The organism is Nocardia sp. NBC_01327 (genome assembly GCF_035958815.1).
Lineage (GTDB): Bacteria > Actinomycetota > Actinomycetes > Mycobacteriales > Mycobacteriaceae > Nocardia.
The window spans coordinates 8,335,831-8,350,849 of sequence record NZ_CP108383.1; the positions used below are offsets into that span (position 1 = coordinate 8,335,831).

16 protein-coding genes and 1 riboswitch are annotated in these 15,019 nt (G+C 66.3%); of the genes, 7 read left to right on the forward strand and 9 right to left on the reverse strand.

Annotated features, from left to right (window positions below; translation table 11 throughout):
* Nucleotides 1–95 precede the first annotated feature (95 nt).
* On the forward strand, nucleotides 96–824 hold the full coding sequence (locus OG326_RS38455; protein ID WP_327142015.1) for a TetR/AcrR family transcriptional regulator: 729 nt from the start codon (nucleotides 96–98) through the stop codon (nucleotides 822–824).
* Between the two features lie 66 nt (nucleotides 825–890).
* Nucleotides 891–1,313: a limonene-1,2-epoxide hydrolase family protein gene (locus OG326_RS38460; RefSeq protein ID WP_327142016.1), complete on the forward strand. Its 423-nt coding sequence runs from the start codon at nucleotides 891–893 to the stop codon at nucleotides 1,311–1,313.
* 127 nt (nucleotides 1,314–1,440) lie between these two features.
* Here the strand turns inward: OG326_RS38460 and OG326_RS38465 are convergent, their stop codons facing one another.
* The 4 genes from OG326_RS38465 to OG326_RS38480 form a co-directional block, all read right to left on the reverse strand.
* A complete protein-coding gene (locus OG326_RS38465; RefSeq protein WP_327142017.1) occupies nucleotides 1,441–2,298 on the reverse strand; it encodes an acyl-ACP desaturase in 858 nt (285 codons plus the stop codon).
* 138 nt (nucleotides 2,299–2,436) lie between these two features.
* Nucleotides 2,437–2,970, reverse strand: coding sequence for an LGFP repeat-containing protein (locus tag OG326_RS38470; RefSeq protein ID WP_327142018.1), 534 nt, complete (start codon nucleotides 2,968–2,970; stop codon nucleotides 2,437–2,439).
* Between the two features lie 202 nt (nucleotides 2,971–3,172).
* The gene (locus OG326_RS38475; RefSeq protein ID WP_327142019.1) at nucleotides 3,173–4,573 is read right to left on the reverse strand and encodes a PhoH family protein; all 1,401 of its coding nucleotides are present in this window, start codon (nucleotides 4,571–4,573) and stop codon (nucleotides 3,173–3,175) included.
* Between the two features lie 229 nt (nucleotides 4,574–4,802).
* Nucleotides 4,803–5,189, reverse strand: coding sequence for a DUF488 domain-containing protein (locus OG326_RS38480; RefSeq protein ID WP_327142020.1), 387 nt, complete (start codon nucleotides 5,187–5,189; stop codon nucleotides 4,803–4,805).
* A gap of 21 nt (nucleotides 5,190–5,210) precedes the next feature.
* On the opposite strand from OG326_RS38480, the gene OG326_RS38485 reads away from it, so the two are divergent.
* Nucleotides 5,211–5,483: a hypothetical protein gene (locus OG326_RS38485; RefSeq protein ID WP_327142021.1), complete on the forward strand. Its 273-nt coding sequence runs from the start codon at nucleotides 5,211–5,213 to the stop codon at nucleotides 5,481–5,483.
* 31 nt (nucleotides 5,484–5,514) lie between these two features.
* Here OG326_RS38485 and OG326_RS38490 read toward each other — a convergent pair whose 3' ends face one another.
* Nucleotides 5,515–5,895 carry a hypothetical protein gene (locus OG326_RS38490; protein ID WP_327142022.1) on the reverse strand — a complete coding sequence of 127 codons (381 nt, stop codon included), beginning with the start codon at nucleotides 5,893–5,895 and terminating at the stop codon, nucleotides 5,515–5,517.
* Between the two features lie 11 nt (nucleotides 5,896–5,906).
* Here OG326_RS38490 and OG326_RS38495 point away from each other — a divergent pair, with 11 nt between their 5' ends.
* Nucleotides 5,907–6,269 carry a glutaredoxin family protein gene (locus OG326_RS38495; RefSeq protein WP_327142023.1) on the forward strand — a complete coding sequence of 121 codons (363 nt, stop codon included), beginning with the start codon at nucleotides 5,907–5,909 and terminating at the stop codon, nucleotides 6,267–6,269.
* Nucleotides 6,270–6,545: 276 nt separating this feature from the next.
* Here the strand turns inward: OG326_RS38495 and glyA are convergent, their stop codons facing one another.
* Together glyA and OG326_RS38505 are read right to left on the reverse strand one after the other, a co-directional pair.
* Nucleotides 6,546–7,841 (reverse strand): serine hydroxymethyltransferase, encoded by a 1,296-nt coding sequence (gene glyA, locus OG326_RS38500; protein ID WP_327146719.1) that lies wholly within the window; start codon nucleotides 7,839–7,841, stop codon nucleotides 6,546–6,548.
* A gap of 119 nt (nucleotides 7,842–7,960) precedes the next feature.
* A riboswitch (ZMP/ZTP riboswitch) is annotated at nucleotides 7,961–8,045 on the reverse strand.
* A 384-nt stretch (nucleotides 8,046–8,429) separates the two neighbouring features.
* A complete protein-coding gene (locus tag OG326_RS38505; RefSeq protein WP_327142024.1) occupies nucleotides 8,430–9,626 on the reverse strand; it encodes a DUF885 domain-containing protein in 1,197 nt (398 codons plus the stop codon).
* Between the two features lie 187 nt (nucleotides 9,627–9,813).
* Between OG326_RS38505 and coaA the strand changes: the two genes are divergently transcribed.
* Nucleotides 9,814–10,746, forward strand: coding sequence for a type I pantothenate kinase (gene coaA, locus OG326_RS38510; RefSeq protein ID WP_327142025.1), 933 nt, complete (start codon nucleotides 9,814–9,816; stop codon nucleotides 10,744–10,746).
* On the opposite strand, the gene OG326_RS38515 is transcribed toward coaA, so the two are convergent.
* A complete protein-coding gene (locus tag OG326_RS38515; protein ID WP_327142026.1) occupies nucleotides 10,743–11,351 on the reverse strand; it encodes a hypothetical protein in 609 nt (202 codons plus the stop codon). The genes coaA and OG326_RS38515 overlap by 4 nt on opposite strands.
* Before the next feature lie 213 nt (nucleotides 11,352–11,564).
* The gene (locus tag OG326_RS38520; RefSeq protein WP_327142027.1) at nucleotides 11,565–12,344 is read right to left on the reverse strand and encodes an isoprenyl transferase; all 780 of its coding nucleotides are present in this window, start codon (nucleotides 12,342–12,344) and stop codon (nucleotides 11,565–11,567) included.
* Nucleotides 12,345–12,642: 298 nt separating this feature from the next.
* Here OG326_RS38520 and trhA point away from each other — a divergent pair, with 298 nt between their 5' ends.
* A complete protein-coding gene (gene trhA / locus OG326_RS38525; protein WP_327146720.1) occupies nucleotides 12,643–13,266 on the forward strand; it encodes a PAQR family membrane homeostasis protein TrhA in 624 nt (207 codons plus the stop codon).
* A gap of 135 nt (nucleotides 13,267–13,401) precedes the next feature.
* On the forward strand, nucleotides 13,402–14,976 hold the full coding sequence (locus OG326_RS38530; RefSeq protein WP_327142028.1) for an adenylate/guanylate cyclase domain-containing protein: 1,575 nt from the start codon (nucleotides 13,402–13,404) through the stop codon (nucleotides 14,974–14,976).
* Nucleotides 14,977–15,019 lie beyond the last annotated feature (43 nt).

The window sequence follows — 15,019 nt, forward strand, 5'->3', positions numbered from 1 at the left end:
TCCTGATATTTATTTGCGTCCGTCGGCCGCTGTTGTTGATTAGCGTATGATGGACGCAGTTAGACGTCAAGCGGAAATTCCGGGAGGATGACGGCATGCCGGGACCGACCACAACAGAGCTGCTCTGGGGTATCGAGCAGAAGCCCAAGCGCGGGCCGAAACCCTCCCTCACGCTCGAGCAGATCGTCGCCGAGGCCATGGCGCTCGCCGATGCCGAGGGGCTCGGCAATCTGTCCATGCAGCGACTGGCCGAACGGCTGGGGTGCGCCAAGATGGCGCTGTACCGCTATGTCCCGGGCAAGGCCGAGCTCACCGCGGTCATGCTGGACGCGGCGCTCGGGCGGCCGCCGGAGCGGGGTGCCGAAACCCCAGGTGCCGCCGAAAACTGGCGCGACTATCTGACCCGCTATTCCGAAACGGCCTTCGAACGCTTCGGCGCCCACCACTGGGGGCTGGAGCTGGCCGTGGGCATTCGGCCCCTCGGCCCCAATGAAATGAGCTGGCTGGAGGCCGGACTCGACGCCCTGGACGGCAACGGCCTGACCGCGTCGGAACAAATGGACAGCGTGGTGCTGCTGTTCGGCCACGTCCGCGGCCTGGCGCAGACGCTCGGGCCGGCACACGGACTCGATATGGAGGAGGACCTGGTCAAGGAACTGGGTGCGGTGCTGATCGAGCACGGCCACCGCTATCCCCATGTCGCACAGGCCCTCGCCGAGCAGGCCGCCCGTCCCGACGGGGACACCGGCCGCAATCAGGCGCTGCGATTCGGGATCGACCGCATTCTCGACGGCATCGGCGTCCTGATCGACAGCCGGAAGTAACCGTGTCGGGGGTGCGAAGGCGGCGAATGTCTATGCGCCAGTGAGCGCTCGGCCTACAGTCGAACCATGTCCGACTTACCGGAGTTGCAGCAGGATGCCGTCACCACCGTGCGCGAGTTCTTCGCCGCCATGGAGATGAAGGCCGTCACCGAGGCCCTCGATCTCGTCGATCCCGCCATCGTCTGGAAGAACACCTCGCTGCCGGATGTGCGCGGCGCCGACCGGGTGCGCTGGATTCTGGACAAGCTCAGCAATCCCCGCTACGGCTTCCGCGCCGATATGCACCACGCGGCCGCCGACGAGGACGGCGTGGTCCTGACCGAACGCACCGACTACCTACGCTTCGGCCCCGTCGAGATCGCCTTCTGGGTCTGCGGCACCTTCGAACTCCGCGACGGCCGAATCACCCTGTGGCACGACCACTTCAGCTGGGAGAACTTCCTCCGCGGCACCGCGGTAGGCCTCTTCCGCGCGGCCCGCGGCCGCTGAACACGCACGCACCGAACGCGAACGCCCTCCGGCTGACCCCTGAGGGTCAGCCGGAGGGCGTGGCAACAGCCAGAGCATTTTAGGCCTTCGCTGAAAATTCAGCCGATGGCCCGAGAGACGCTGTGGGTCAGGAGCGCAGGTGGGCGAGTTCTGCGCGGGCCTTTTCGCCGGCTTCGCTGAAGTCGGTGCGGGTGAAGATGTTCCAGCGCTCCAGAAGTGGGCCGAAGACGAGGGCGGGCTCGTTGGCGCGGTCGTAGATACCGGCCTCGGCGAGCAGTTCGTCGCTGGTGGTGCCGTCTGCGAGCTTGACCACGGGGACGTGGAAGTCGGCGATGCGGTCGGCGATGGCGCGCACGGTCTGATCGGGGGCCAGGTCGAGCGCGGCGGAGATCAGATTCGCGAAGAAGACGGCCTGCAGTTCATCGTCGGCGGCCAGGCGCTCGGCAATGGTGGCGACGATCGGGCTGTCGGCGGTTGCCGCGGTATTGCGATGCCGGATGGCGGCGGCGGTCTCCTCGAGCGCGCAGGCGGCCAGCACATCGAGCAGATGCATGGCGGGACGGCTGAAGCCCTCCACCATATGCGTCATGCGCGCACGCTCGAGCTCGATCGGATCCACCGCACGGGTCACCATGAGGTAGTTCCGGATCAGGATCTCGTGCCGGTTCTCCTCGGCGGTCCAGCGGCCGACCCAGCGCCACCAGGGACCGGTGCGCAGGTACTTGCCGAGCTCCCGGTGGTACGCGGGCAGATTGTCGGCAATCAGCACGCTCACGGTCAGCGCGAGCTTGGAGACATCACTGAGCTCGGACTGCCCGGGCTCCCAATCGGTTCCACCGAGGAACTCGAAGTTGCGGCCGTCGTCCCACGGCACATAGTCGTGAGGCTGCCATTCCGCCGCGAGGGCGATATGGCGAACCAGGTTTGCTTCCACCTCCGCTGCCAGCGATACCAGCAGTTCGCGGTCGGCCAAATCGTTCTGCACGTGGACAACCTAGCGGCTGCGCGGCAAACGTGGGGATCTTCGTCGTGCATTCGCAACGGCTATGGCCTCGAGGGCGGCCGCAGCCGGGGTTCCGGCAATGCGGTCCGGGGCAGGGAAGGCCCCGGACCGCATGCCCCGCTACTTCTCGTTGACGCTGGTCTGCCCGTTCACCCAGGTGATATTGCCGCCGGTGAACTCACTCTGCTTTCCGCCCGGGATATCGGTCTCATCGCTGGTCGGGTAGCCGAGTTTGCCTCCGGGACCGCCGTTCTCGTCCCAGGCCTTGCGAATCTCGCCCCACACCACGTGTGTTCCGGTGGTCGGGCTGCTGCAGATGGCGCCGCCCGCGAATTCCTGTGAGATGCCGCCGCCGGGTGTGTCCTGCTCCGGACCGGTGGGCGCGCCGAGCGGTCCGGCCTCGCCCTTGAATTCGTTGTACTTGGCGAGAACGGTTCCGCCGACCGCGATTTCACCGTCCCGCGTGGCGATCTTGGTCTCCGTGGCGCCGGTGGTCTCGCCGCCGGTGGTCGGCTGCTCGGTGGTGGTCACCACGACCGTGGTGGTCGTATCGGACTTGGAATCCTTATTGTCCTTATCGCAGCCCGCGGTGAAAAGGGTCACGACCGCAACGGCCGCGATGATGCCAGCCGTACGTCGAGCGAAGGTGTGCATTTCATCCTCTCGGAAACTCGGGCCAGGCACCCGGCAACCATTCGGCGAATATGCAGATCTCGCCGAGTAAACCGCCGAGCAGCTATTTCAGCGAAATATACCCTGCGGCTTGTGAGTTGAAACACACACTGAAGATTTGCCTGATCGGCCGCACGAGTCCGTGCGGCCGATCAAGTATCAGAACAGCCGAACTACCGCACGCTTACGCGTTCGGCCCGAACTCCTCCAGCATCTCGGTGACCAGTGCCGCGATCGGCGACCGCTCGCTGCGGGTCAGCGTGATGTGCGCGAAGAGCGGATGCCCCTTGAGCTTTTCGATCACGGCGGCAACACCGTCGTGCCGGCCGACCCGCAGGTTGTCGCGCTGCGCCACATCGTGCGTCAGCACCACCCGCGACCCGCTGCCCAAACGGCTCAGCACCGTCAGCAGCACATTGCGTTCGAGAGACTGCGCCTCGTCCACGATCACGAAGGAGTCGTGCAGCGACCGCCCGCGAATGTGGGTGAGCGGCAACACCTCCAGCATGCCGCGCGCCTGCACCTCCTCCATCACCTCCGGGCTGGCGAGCCCGTCGAGGGTGTCGAAGACGGCCTGCGCCCACGGCCCCATCTTCTCGCTCTCACTACCGGGCAGATAGCCGAGATCCTGGCCGCCGACCGCGTACAGCGGGCGGAAGACCACCACCTTGCGATGCGTCCGGCGCTCCAGCACCGCTTCCAGACCCGCGGTGAGGGCGAGCGCGGATTTGCCGGTACCGGCACGGCCGCCCATCGAGACGATCCCGATGCTCTCGTCCATGAGCAGATCCAGGGCGATGCGCTGTTCGGCGGAGCGCCCGTGCAACCCGAAGGCCTCACGGTCGCCGCGCACCAGCTGGATCCGCTTGTCCGGAGACACTCGGGCCAGTGCGCTGCCGCGCGAGCTCAGCAGCCGGATTCCGGTGTGGCACGGCATATCCCGCGCCTCATCGAGATCGATGATGGAATCGCTGTAGAGCCGGTCCACGGTTTCGGAACCGACCTCGATCTCCACCATGCCGGTCCACCCGGAGGTGACGACATCCTGGGCGTGGTACTCGTCCGCCTGCAATCCGACCGCGCTCGCCTTGACGCGCAGCGGAATGTCCTTGGATACCAGTACGACTCGTTCACCCTCGGCCGCGAAATTCAGCGCGCAGGCGAGAATGCGGGAATCGTTGCTGTCCGTGCGGAATCCGACCGGAAGCACGCTCGGATCAGTGTGATTGAGCTCCACCTGGAGCGTTCCGCCCCCGGTGCCGATCGGGATCTTCTGGTCGAGCCGACCGTGTGCCAGACGTAAATCGTCCAGCATCCGCAATGCCTCCCGGGCGAACCAGCCCAGTTCGTGGTGGTGACGTTTGCCCTCGAGCTCACTGATCACCACGAGCGGCAGCACCACGCGGTGCTCGCCGAAGCGGGTCAGCGCCCAAGGATCGGAGAGCAGCACCGACGTATCCACAACGAAGGTTTTCAGTCCGGAATCGGACGACTGCGAGGCGCGAACTCCCGGACCTGTGGTGCGCGTGCCCCGGTTGGAGGCGGCGTTCCCGGTGGGAGCGTTGACGGAGCGTGCATCAGTCACGGTGGGCTCCTTTGCCACTCGCGCGGCACCGCGCGAATGTTCTCGCTGGGCCGGTCGGCCGTTAGGGTCGTATGACCCGAGGGCCGGATGCCGGCCCCCTCGCACTGAGTTGCTCAGCCACGATCAGGACCTCCCGTACGAGCCACACCTACGCGGCCCGCACTCCCGACGTTACTGCCGAATTCGCAATCCGGCTGCCCGACTTACAGGCGTGTTGGTGAAGATCGCGTTAACGTCCCTCCCCCGCAGGGCTTTCGGCCAGCTCACCGAGCAATACCGGGACATGACTGTGCTCCGGCTCCTTCACCGCTGTCACCAGCGTCAATGGTCCGGCTGCGGCCTCTCGGCGCAACCGCGCCAGCACATCTCGGGCCGTGTCATTGTCGAGCTCGAGTCGATACCGTGTCTCGAATTCGGCGCGTCGCGCCTCCGGGTCCGCGTGATACCACCTCCGCAGCTCTGTGGAAGGCGTCACCTCCTTGGCCCAGTGGTCGATCGCCGCCTGCTGTTTGCTGATGCCGCGCGGCCACAGCCGATCCACCAGCACCCGGCGGCCGTCGTCCGCATCGGGTGCGTCGTACACGCGCTTGACCCGGTACCTCGGTTGCGCTGCCATGGGTCCATTACAGTCGACGCTATGGCCGATACCCAGGATCTAGAGGCGCTATCCACCAAGGAACTGCACGACCGGGCCGTCAAGGCCGCGGTTCGTCGCGGTGATGTGAAATTCCTCTGGGAGCTGCTGAAGTCCATTCCGGCCGCCGAGGCCGCCGCCGGCGATCTGGGCGAGAGCGAGGCCGATATCAAGTACGTGCTGCCCATGCTCGACGACTACGTGCACGCGGGCGAGGGCGAGATCGGCGAGGTGCTGCGCCCGCTGTACGTGGACTACCTGACCAAGCACGCCTGACCGATCACGCACTGCCGTGCAGGCCGGGCGATCACGCACTGCCGTGCAGGCCGGTCAATACGGCCTGCACGAACGGCAGGTAACCCTCGGGGCCCGAATCCCAGTCCTTCATATGGACCGTGGTGCGAGTGCTGGTCTCGAAGATCGCGCGCACGGCGCGCAGTCGTATCTCGAGATCCAATCCGGACCCCATGATCACATGGTCGACGCTCGTCTCGGCGAAGGCGGCCCGCAGCTCGTCCAGCCCTGTCCCGGAACGGATCTCGATGCCCGAGCCGTTCAGCTGCGCCCGCACATCCTCGATGACATTCGCCCGCGCACCGAGCAGGAATACCGTGGTCGTCATGATGTCCTCCGATCCCTGCGCATCATAGAAGGCCAGGAACTGTTCGCGGACAATCTTTTTCGCCATACAATCCCGGTATGACCGCTGACACCGGCCCTGAACTGGTCGTTTACCGCCGCCCCGGCTGCCCCTTCTGCGCGCGACTGCGCCGGGCGCTCAACAGCAATGGGATCGTGCATCGCGAAGTCGATATCTGGCAGGACCCGGAGGCGGCGGCATTCGTCCGCAAGGTCGCCGACGGCAATGAGACGGTGCCGACCGTCGTGCTGAAAAACGGTGGGTCGGAACGCACCTGGGTGAATCCGCGCCCGAAATGGCTGATCTCCGTCGTCACCACCGAAGCCCCCGCCCTGACCGGCGGCCCGCGCAGCTACTGGCCGATCCGCCGCGACGACCTCCCCCGCCCGCGCCCCGCAGCACCCACACCACCTGCGAACTGACCCTCCACCCAACGGCCACTCCGCCGTAAGCGTCAACGGCCCTGCAGCCGCGTGCCAATGGGTTCCATGCCTGCGTGCCAATGGGTTCCATGCCTGCGCGCCAATGGGTTCCATGCCTGCGCGCCAATGTGTTCCAGCCTGCTCGGCAACGGGTTCGATGCCCGCGCACGGGTAAACGGTCGCGCTCGCGACCCGGTGATCCGGCAAGCAGTCCCGGCATATGCGAAAGCCCCCGCGACCGATTCGGTCGCGGGGGCTTTTCGTCTACGGCTGATCTCAGCCGAGCAGGCGCCAGTCCTCGAGGCCCTCGTACAGCGGGAAGGCCTGGGCCAGTGTGGAGACCCGCTGGCGCAGCGAATCCAGCTCCGCGGAGCCGGTCAGCGCGGCGGCGATGATCTCGGCGACCTCGGTGAACTCGGCATCGCCGAAGCCGCGGGTGGCCAGTGCCGGGGTGCCGATGCGCAGCCCCGAGGTGACCATCGGCGGGCGCGGGTCGAACGGAACGGCGTTGCGGTTCACGGTGATTCCGATTTCGTGCAGCAGATCCTCGCCCTGCTGGCCGTCCAGCTGCGAGTTGCGCAGATCGACCAGAACGAGGTGCACATCGGTGCCGCCGGTGAGGACATTGATGCCCTTCGAGGTGGCATCCTCGCGGGTGAGCCGCTCGGCGAGAATCTGGGCGCCGCGGATGGTGCGCGCCTGACGCTCGGCGAACTCCTCGCCCGCGGCGATCTTGAACGCCACGGCCTTGGCGGCGATCGCGTGCATGAGCGGGCCGCCCTGCTGGCCCGGGAACACCGCGCTGTTGAGCTTCTTGGCGAACTCCTGCTTGGCCAGGATCAGGCCGGACCGGGGACCGCCGAGGGTCTTGTGCACAGTCGAGGAGACGACATCGGCGAACGGCACCGGCGACGGGTGCAGCCCGGCGGCGACCAGACCGGCGAAATGCGCCATATCGACCCACAGGTACGCGCCGACCTCGTCGGCGATCTCGCGGAAGGCCGCGAAATCCAGGTGCCGCGGGTACGCGGACCAGCCGGCGACGATCACCTTCGGGCGGGTCTCGCGAGCGATCTTGCGCACCTCGTCCATATCGACGCGGTGATCTTCCTTGCTGACGCCGTAGGCGTGCACCTCGTACAGCTTGCCGGAGAAGTTCAGCCGCATGCCGTGCGTGAGGTGGCCGCCGTGCGCCAGATCCAGGCCGAGCAGCTTCTCGCCCGGATTCATCAGCGCCATCAGGACGGCGGCATTGGCCTGCGCGCCCGAATGCGGCTGGACATTGGCGTATTCCGCGCCGAAGAGCTCGGTGACGCGGGCGCGGGCCAGATCCTCGACCACGTCGACGTTTTCGCAGCCGCCGTAGTAGCGGCGGCCCGGGTAACCCTCGGCATACTTGTTGGTGAGCACGCTGCCCTGCGCCTGCAGGACCGCGCGCGGCACGAAGTTCTCCGAGGCGATCATCTCGAGGGTGTCGCGCTGGCGGGCGAGCTCGCCACCCATCGCGGCAGCCACCTCGGGATCGAGTTCGGCGAGGGACTGGGAATTGACAGAGGCGGTCGTCTGCGTCACCCGGCCGAGTGTATTGGCCGCCACCGGAGTGTCGACCAGCGGGTTCTGGGTGTCGGTAACTGAGTGATCCATCGCAACCTTCGTGCTCCGGGAGCTTCGGGGGTGCCCGAAGTCCTTATGCCCAGCACCCAGGCGCGCGGTGCGGGACTTGGATGCTTCCCGGTGGTTGCTTCCACCTCGAATGCGCCAGTCGCGGTCCGGCCATCCTATCCGGCACCCGGCCCGCGCGACGCCACGCCGCCCGCGGACGCCGCGCCGACAGCAGTGGTGCCCCTGGAATTGGGGGCATTTTTCGCGTCATTGCAGCCGGGACGGCGGGTTTGTTCGGAGCGGTGGACAGCCTCCGAAATTCAGGCTATGGCGGAGCAACAAATCTCGGTAAGGTGACGGACCACTGGCCTCACTGCGCCAGTGTCATTGGCCCAAACTAGCTTTCGAGGTAGACACACATGCTTTTCAATATCGCCGGCGCCGGTCTCCCGGACATCCTGATCACCCTGCTCAAGTCCCTGTGCACGATGTCGAGCGGCGGCGCGGCCTGTTCCACCTGGGGCGCATAGGCTCCGGAGACCCGATCGGGGAGTCCCCTCACATCCGGCGAATCGCGCCGGGTGTGAGGGGTTCGTCCAAGAGGCGGCGAAAACGCTCGGACCGATTCTCGCCGTCCGGCGCCAGGTCCAGCCAGCCCCCGAGCAGCCGGTAACCCTCCACATACGTACTGATGTACGCCCGCCACAGCGGTGAGGACAGAAAGCGCAGCGATTGCCGCGCCCGCTCCGGCGTGACCAGACTCCAGCGCTGCAGGAATTCCGCGACGGCATCGGCACTGCGCCCGCGATCGTGCAGCAGCAGCGCCGCATCCTGACGCACGCCCAGCAGCTTTCCGGACGCGGTCGACATGCGTTCGGCGCGTTCCCCGTCGAAGCGCAGTCCGAGATCCGCGTAGATGTCCTGCGCCCAGCGGCCCCAGCCCGGCCCCACGATCGACTTCAGCGCCAGATCCGCCAGCCCCTCCGCCATCAGGCACTGCGGGGTATTGACCACGAACAGCGTCTGCTCGTCCTGCCCGGCCCCGACCAGTCCGGCCTCCTTGCGGCAGTGCTCGGTGTGATGGCCCGGATACGACTCGTGCGCGATCAAATGCGGCAGCTGTGACAGATGCTGTTTCAGGTCGGAGTTGATGGCGACCTTGGACTGGAAGTTGCCGAGGTAGTAGTTGAAGCCGGACCACGGCTTATCCCCCACCACTTCGTATTCGACCCGCTCGTTGTCGGGCAGCGGATAGCGCTCGCGCACCAGCTCCCGCAGCGCGCTGGAGAAGGCGTCCACACATTCGCGCAGGCGTTCCGGCGGGATCTCGTCGCCGCGGCGGTGCGCGGTGATGCGCTCGAAGAGCTGTCCGTCGCCGGGCAGCGCCTCGTCCAACTGCCGGTGCGCCTCGCGGTAGTCGTCCTCGTCGCCGGGCGCGATCTCGACATCGAAGTAGGCGTGCACCTCGTCGATGAAGGAGATGTCGTCGCCCGCGAATTTGCGACCCGAGCATTCCAGGGCCCGCAGATGCGCCTCCAGGAATTCGGTGCGGTCGGCGGGCAGGCCCGCCTCCGGAAGTTCCTTCAGCAGTGCGGCGGCCTGGTTCGCGAGCTCGCGCGGCTGCGGCGCGGGTGCGTTCTCGATTTCTCTCCGCAGGGCCGGATCACCGGTGTAGGCGTCGACGAAGCCCTCCTCGAGCCGATCGAAAGCCAGTCCCAGCCGCAGGTATTCGGTGACGAGTGGATGCGCTGCCATAGCGAACGACCTTATTGGATTGCCCGGCAAGCTTCGAGCGTGTAGCCAATGTCACTCCGGTTACCGGTGAGTAGCATCACCTGGTGTTCACCACCCTGTTGAGGCCGAGCACAATTCGGCTATGCGTGGAGTGTTGCCGTGTCTGCCGTCCGGAAACTGTTGTCGGCCGACACTGGGACGTGGCTGAGTGGCACGGATGAGCGAGCCGAGTCCCTATGTGGAATTCGACCGGAAACAGTGGCGCACCCTGCGCAAGTCGACTCCCCTGGTGCTCACCGAGGAAGAACTGACCGGCCTGCGCGGCCTGGGCGAGCAGATCGACCTCGAAGAGGTCGCGGAGGTCTACCTCCCGCTGGCCCGTCTCATTCATTTGCAGGTCGCCGCGAAACAGCGCCTGTTCGCCGCGACCGCGACCTTCCTCGGGGAAACCCATCCCGATCGCCAGGTGCCGTATGTGATCGGCGTGGCGGGCTCGGTGGCGGTCGGTAAATCCACGACCGCCCGTGTGCTGCAGGCACTGCTGGCGCGCTGGGATCACCACCCCCGGGTGGATCTGGTCACCACCGACGGATTCCTGTACCCCACAGCCGAACTCACCCGGCGCGGCATCATGCACCGCAAGGGTTTCCCGGAGTCCTACGACCGCCGCAAGCTGCTGCGCTTCGTCACCGAGGTGAAATCCGGTGCGCCCGAGGTGTGCGCGCCGGTGTATTCGCATATCGCCTACGACATCGTGCCCGACCAGTTCCACTGTGTGCGCCAGCCCGACATCCTCATCGTCGAGGGCCTGAACGTCCTGCAGACCGGACCCCGCCTGATGGTGTCGGACCTGTTCGACTTCTCCGTGTACGTGGACGCCCGGATCGAGGACATCGAGAACTGGTACGTGCAGCGCTTCCTGTCACTGCGCAAAACCGCCTTCACCGATCCGAATTCGGCCTTCCACCACTACGCGAACTTCACCGATTCCGAAGCCACCAATCAGGCCAAGGAGATCTGGCACAGCACCAACCGCCCGAACCTGGTGGAGAACATCCTGCCCACCCGCCCGCGCGCCACGCTCGTACTGCGCAAGGACTCCGACCACGCCATCAACCGGCTGCGGCTGCGCAAGCTCTAGAGTCGCCAGGCGGCGTCCAGGCGCGCCGCCACGTCGATATCGGTGGCGGCCTGGATATTCGGCTTGCAGATCTCGGTCGCGATGTAGCGCGCCACGAAGCGGCGGATCTCGTGATCGACGCTGGCCAGAATGCGCAGCAGCTCCCCGCGGCGGGATGCGCTCGCCACATTGATGCGCACATTGCTGGGCTGCGGTTCGGCGATATCGATGAGCACGCGCAGCGGCTCGGCGGTGCGCACGGTCAGATGCAGGTGGATGGTGCCGTCCACATGGAACGGATAGCGATCCACCGCGAGATCGATGAGCAGATCGACATCGAGCGGGATCACCAGGTCGTACGAGATATTGTCCTGCACTTCCCGATTCAGCCGCGGCTGGCCCAGCCGCACCGCGGCGGACAGTTTGGCTATCCGCCCCGGTCCCACCCCGATCGGGCCGAATTCGAAGGCCTCCCCGGTCAATTTCTCGAAGGCCCCGGCTATCCGCTCCGGCGACGCCGCGTACTCGAGAAATCGGCGGCCGAACTCCTCATAGCTGAGGTACGACTCCGTGGTGACAATCGTCGAATCCCCCGGGCCACTCTGCCCTTCGCGCAGCTCACTCATGCACTCCGACGGTACGGCAGCGAAGCGCCCGCGAACTACGGAAGCCGTTGCTCTGCAATGTAACTGTGCTGACTTCGATGTGAAATGCCGCAACCCGGGTGTTCGCGGCCCGCCCGGGTCTGGACTGACGGAGTGGGGGAGCGAAGCGGAGGAGCGGAGGAGGGAAGACCCGGGTAGCAGGGCCGTGAACCGCCGGAGCGCAGCGGAGGCAAATCAGACACCGAAACGGCGGTGCCGGGCAGCAAAATCGCGCAGGGCCCGCAGAAAATCGACGCGCCGGAACTCCGGCCAGTACGCCTCGGTGAACCAGATCTCCGAATAGGCGCTCTGCCACAGCAGGAATCCGGACAGGCGCTGCTCACCGGAGGTGCGGATGACCAGATCCGGATCCGGCTGACCGGAGGTGTAGAGGTGCTGCCCGATGGCGTCGACGGTGATCGACTGCACCAGATCCTCGCCGGTCTCGCCCGCCTCGATCTCCTGGCGCACCAACGAGCGCACCGCATCGGTGATCTCCTGCCGGCCGCCGTAGCCGATGGCCACATTCACGTGCACGCCGTCGCGGCCGCTGGTGCGCTCGGCCGCCACCCGCAATCGCTTGGCCACATAGTCCGGCAACTGATCGAGCGCGCCCACGATGCGCACACTCGAATTCTGTTCCGGTGCAGAGAGTTCGTCGACCACATCGGTGATCACCTCGAAGAGCGTGTCCAGCTCCTCGCGGTCGCGGCGCAGATTCTCGGTGGAGAGCAGATAGACGGTGACCATCTCGACGCCCGACTCACCGCACCAGCCGACCAGCTCGGCAATTTTGAGCGCCCCCACCCGATGCCCGTGACTGACATCGGTGAAGCCGTTCTCCCGCGCCCAGCGCCGATTGCCGTCACACATGACGGCGACGTGCCGGGGGTGCTGCCTGCCCGCCAGCTGCTGGGCCAGTCTGGCCTCGTAAATCCGATACGGGAGTCCACGCACCTGACTCGCAAGCTTCACGGGAAGTGACAGTACGCTCCCCCGCCTCTCCGGAACTTTGACGCCCGGCCAAGAGGTCGTCCAGTCCCATTCGCGCAGTGCGGTCAGGTGGGGCAAGGGTTCTGGGGGTGCCCCGGGAGTTACCCCGACACTCACGAAACCAGTTGTTCAGAACACTTTCAAGACGTTCGGCCGCTAACCTACGGTACCGTAGGTTACTGAGGAGGTAACTAACGTGTCGGACACTGTGCAGCCCTCCGCCCCGGTGGCGGATGCCCTCGATTCCGGTCGAGAGGAGGGCGCGCTGATCAAACCGCGGATGCGCGGGTGGATTCATGCGTGGGCCTTCGGCGTTGCCGTCATCGCGGTGATCGTGCTGGTGAGCAAGGCCTCGACGATCTCGGCGAGCGCGGCCTGGTCGACCGCCGTCTACGGGCTGACGGTGTGCGGGGTGTTCGGTATCAGCGCGACCTACCACCGGGTGCACTGGCGCACGCCGCGCGCTCGCATGTGGATGAAACGGGCCGATCATTCGATGATTTTCCTGTTCATCGCGGGCAGCTACACGCCGTTCGCACTGCTCGGTGTCCGCGGACACGCCGGGACGACCTTGTTGATCACGGTGTGGGCGGGCGCGGTCGCGGGTGTCGCACTGAAGATGCTGCGGCCCACCGCTCCTCGCTGGGTGGGGGTGCCGCTGTATCTGCTGCTCGGCTGGGCCATTGTGCCGGTGGCCGGAACCCTCATCCACAATGTCGGCTGGACGCCGGTATTACTGCTGCTCGCGGGCGGTATCGCCTATAGCGTAGGCGGCATTCTCTACGCCTCGCGGTGGCCGGACCCGTGGCCCAGGGTCTTCGGATATCACGAGTTCTTCCATGCGGCAACGGTCGTCGCGGCCCTATGCCACTATGTTGCTGTCTGGCTGGTCCTGCTCCACTGACCGGAGCAAAAACTCACAAACGTGCAATTGGGGCCGAAAGGTCTCTAAAGTCCTGAACATCAGCCGGACGACCCCTAGGCATGCAACCGCGATGACACCACCGACTGTCGCCACCCGCGCGACACCCTTGGCGCCGTGATAAGCAGGCTCATCCTCTGGGCGCTGCGCGCGCGCTGGGGACTCTCGGTGGTCGTCATGGCGTGCAACCTCAGCGGGCTCGCGGTCATCTCCACCGAACTGCTGCTGAGCGGATTCTTCGGCCGCCTCGGATCGACGTGGATGACCACCTTCGTCCAGGTCGCCATCTACCCGGCCATCGGCGCCGCGGTCGGCATCGTGCTCGCGGTGCGCGATCGGGAGCACTATTTCAGCTGGCTCGATCAGCGCCGCGCGCCCACCGAAACCGAGGCGCGGCGACTGCTGCATCTGCCCATGGGCATCACCCTGCGGGCGCTGGCCATCTGGATTCCGGGTGTGATCATTGCCGCCGCGGTGTACGCGCACGCCACCTCGCCGCGGAATTTCGCGGTGGTGCTATCCATGTTCACCCTCGGCGGGCTGGAGTCGGCGGCCCTCACCTACCTCATCGTGGACCGGTTGATCCGGCCCACGATCCCGGTGGTGGCGGAGGTGCTCGACGACACCGCGCACTGGAGTTCCACGGTGCTCATGCGGGTGCTGGTCACCTTCGCGGTGGTGGGCGCGGTGCCGCTGCTCATGCTCATCACCGTGCTGGCCGATCCCACAACGGATCCGAGCGACCGTGTCCGCACGGGCATTTACCTTGCGGTGGTGGGACTTTCGGCGGGTTCGGTCGCGACGGCCGCGCTGGCCCGCGCGGTCGCCACCCCGATGCACACGCTGCGCGACGCGCTCGATCGCATCGCCCGGGGCGAGCTCGACGTACAGGTGCCGATCGGCAGCACCAGCGAAATCGGCCGCCTCGAGCATTCGGTGAACGAACTCGCCGCGAATCTGCGCGAGCGCGAACATATGCGCACCGTCTTCGGCCGCCATGTCGGCACCGAGGTGGCCGAACGCGCGCTGGCGGGCACCACCAATCTCACCGGCGATCTACAGGTGGTGACAGCGCTTTTCGTCGATGTCACCGGTTCGGTGGCACTGTCCACCGAACTCGCCCCGCACGATTTCGTCGCCAAACTCAACCGGCTGCTGTCCATCGTGATCACGGCGACCGAGGACAATCACGGGCTGGTCAACAAGTTCGAAGGTGATGCGGCGCTGTGCATCTTCGGTGCGCCGATCGCGCTGGAGGACAATGCCACTCCCGCGCTGCGGGCCGCCCGCCGCATTCGCGACGAGGTCGCCGCGGCGGGGGAACTCGATGTCGGCATCGGGGTGGCGCGCGGTCTCGTCTTCGCCGGTGACGTCGGTGCGGACACCCGCCTCGAATTCACCGTGATCGGGGACGCCGTCAATGAGGCGGCCCGCCTCACGACCGAGGCCAAACAGGTCGGCCGCCGGATTCTGGCCAGTCAGGCCGTTATCGACGCCGCCGCCGAGTTCGAACGCAGCAGGTGGGAGTTGCACGACACCCTCCACCTCCGCGGCCGCAAAGAGCCCACTCCAGGCTGGACCGACACTCCGTCCCGCAGGACAGTCCGCCGCAACGGCACCGACCCGCAGGCCGTTCCCCTCCCGGTCGCACCCCCGGCCCCAGCCGACGCCGACCAGGCAGCCGATCGCTAGTCATCCACGCACGCGTTCCGAGAGTCCCCGGCAAATCCGATCA

Coding starts and splice junctions, on each gene's coding strand:
- OG326_RS38455 (WP_327142015.1), top strand. CDS start 96: ATGCCGGGACCGACCACAACAGAGCTGCTCTGGGGTATCGAGCAGAAG.
- OG326_RS38460 (WP_327142016.1), top strand. CDS start 891: ATGTCCGACTTACCGGAGTTGCAGCAGGATGCCGTCACCACCGTGCGC.
- OG326_RS38470 (WP_327142018.1), bottom strand. CDS start 2,970: ATGCACACCTTCGCTCGACGTACGGCTGGCATCATCGCGGCCGTTGCG.
- OG326_RS38480 (WP_327142020.1), bottom strand. CDS start 5,189: ATGGCAGCGCAACCGAGGTACCGGGTCAAGCGCGTGTACGACGCACCC.
- OG326_RS38485 (WP_327142021.1), top strand. CDS start 5,211: ATGGCCGATACCCAGGATCTAGAGGCGCTATCCACCAAGGAACTGCAC.
- OG326_RS38490 (WP_327142022.1), bottom strand. CDS start 5,895: ATGGCGAAAAAGATTGTCCGCGAACAGTTCCTGGCCTTCTATGATGCG.
- OG326_RS38495 (WP_327142023.1), top strand. CDS start 5,907: ATGACCGCTGACACCGGCCCTGAACTGGTCGTTTACCGCCGCCCCGGC.
- OG326_RS38505 (WP_327142024.1), bottom strand. CDS start 9,626: ATGGCAGCGCATCCACTCGTCACCGAATACCTGCGGCTGGGACTGGCT.
- OG326_RS38515 (WP_327142026.1), bottom strand. CDS start 11,351: ATGAGTGAGCTGCGCGAAGGGCAGAGTGGCCCGGGGGATTCGACGATT.
- trhA (WP_327146720.1), top strand. CDS start 12,643: ATGCGCGGGTGGATTCATGCGTGGGCCTTCGGCGTTGCCGTCATCGCG.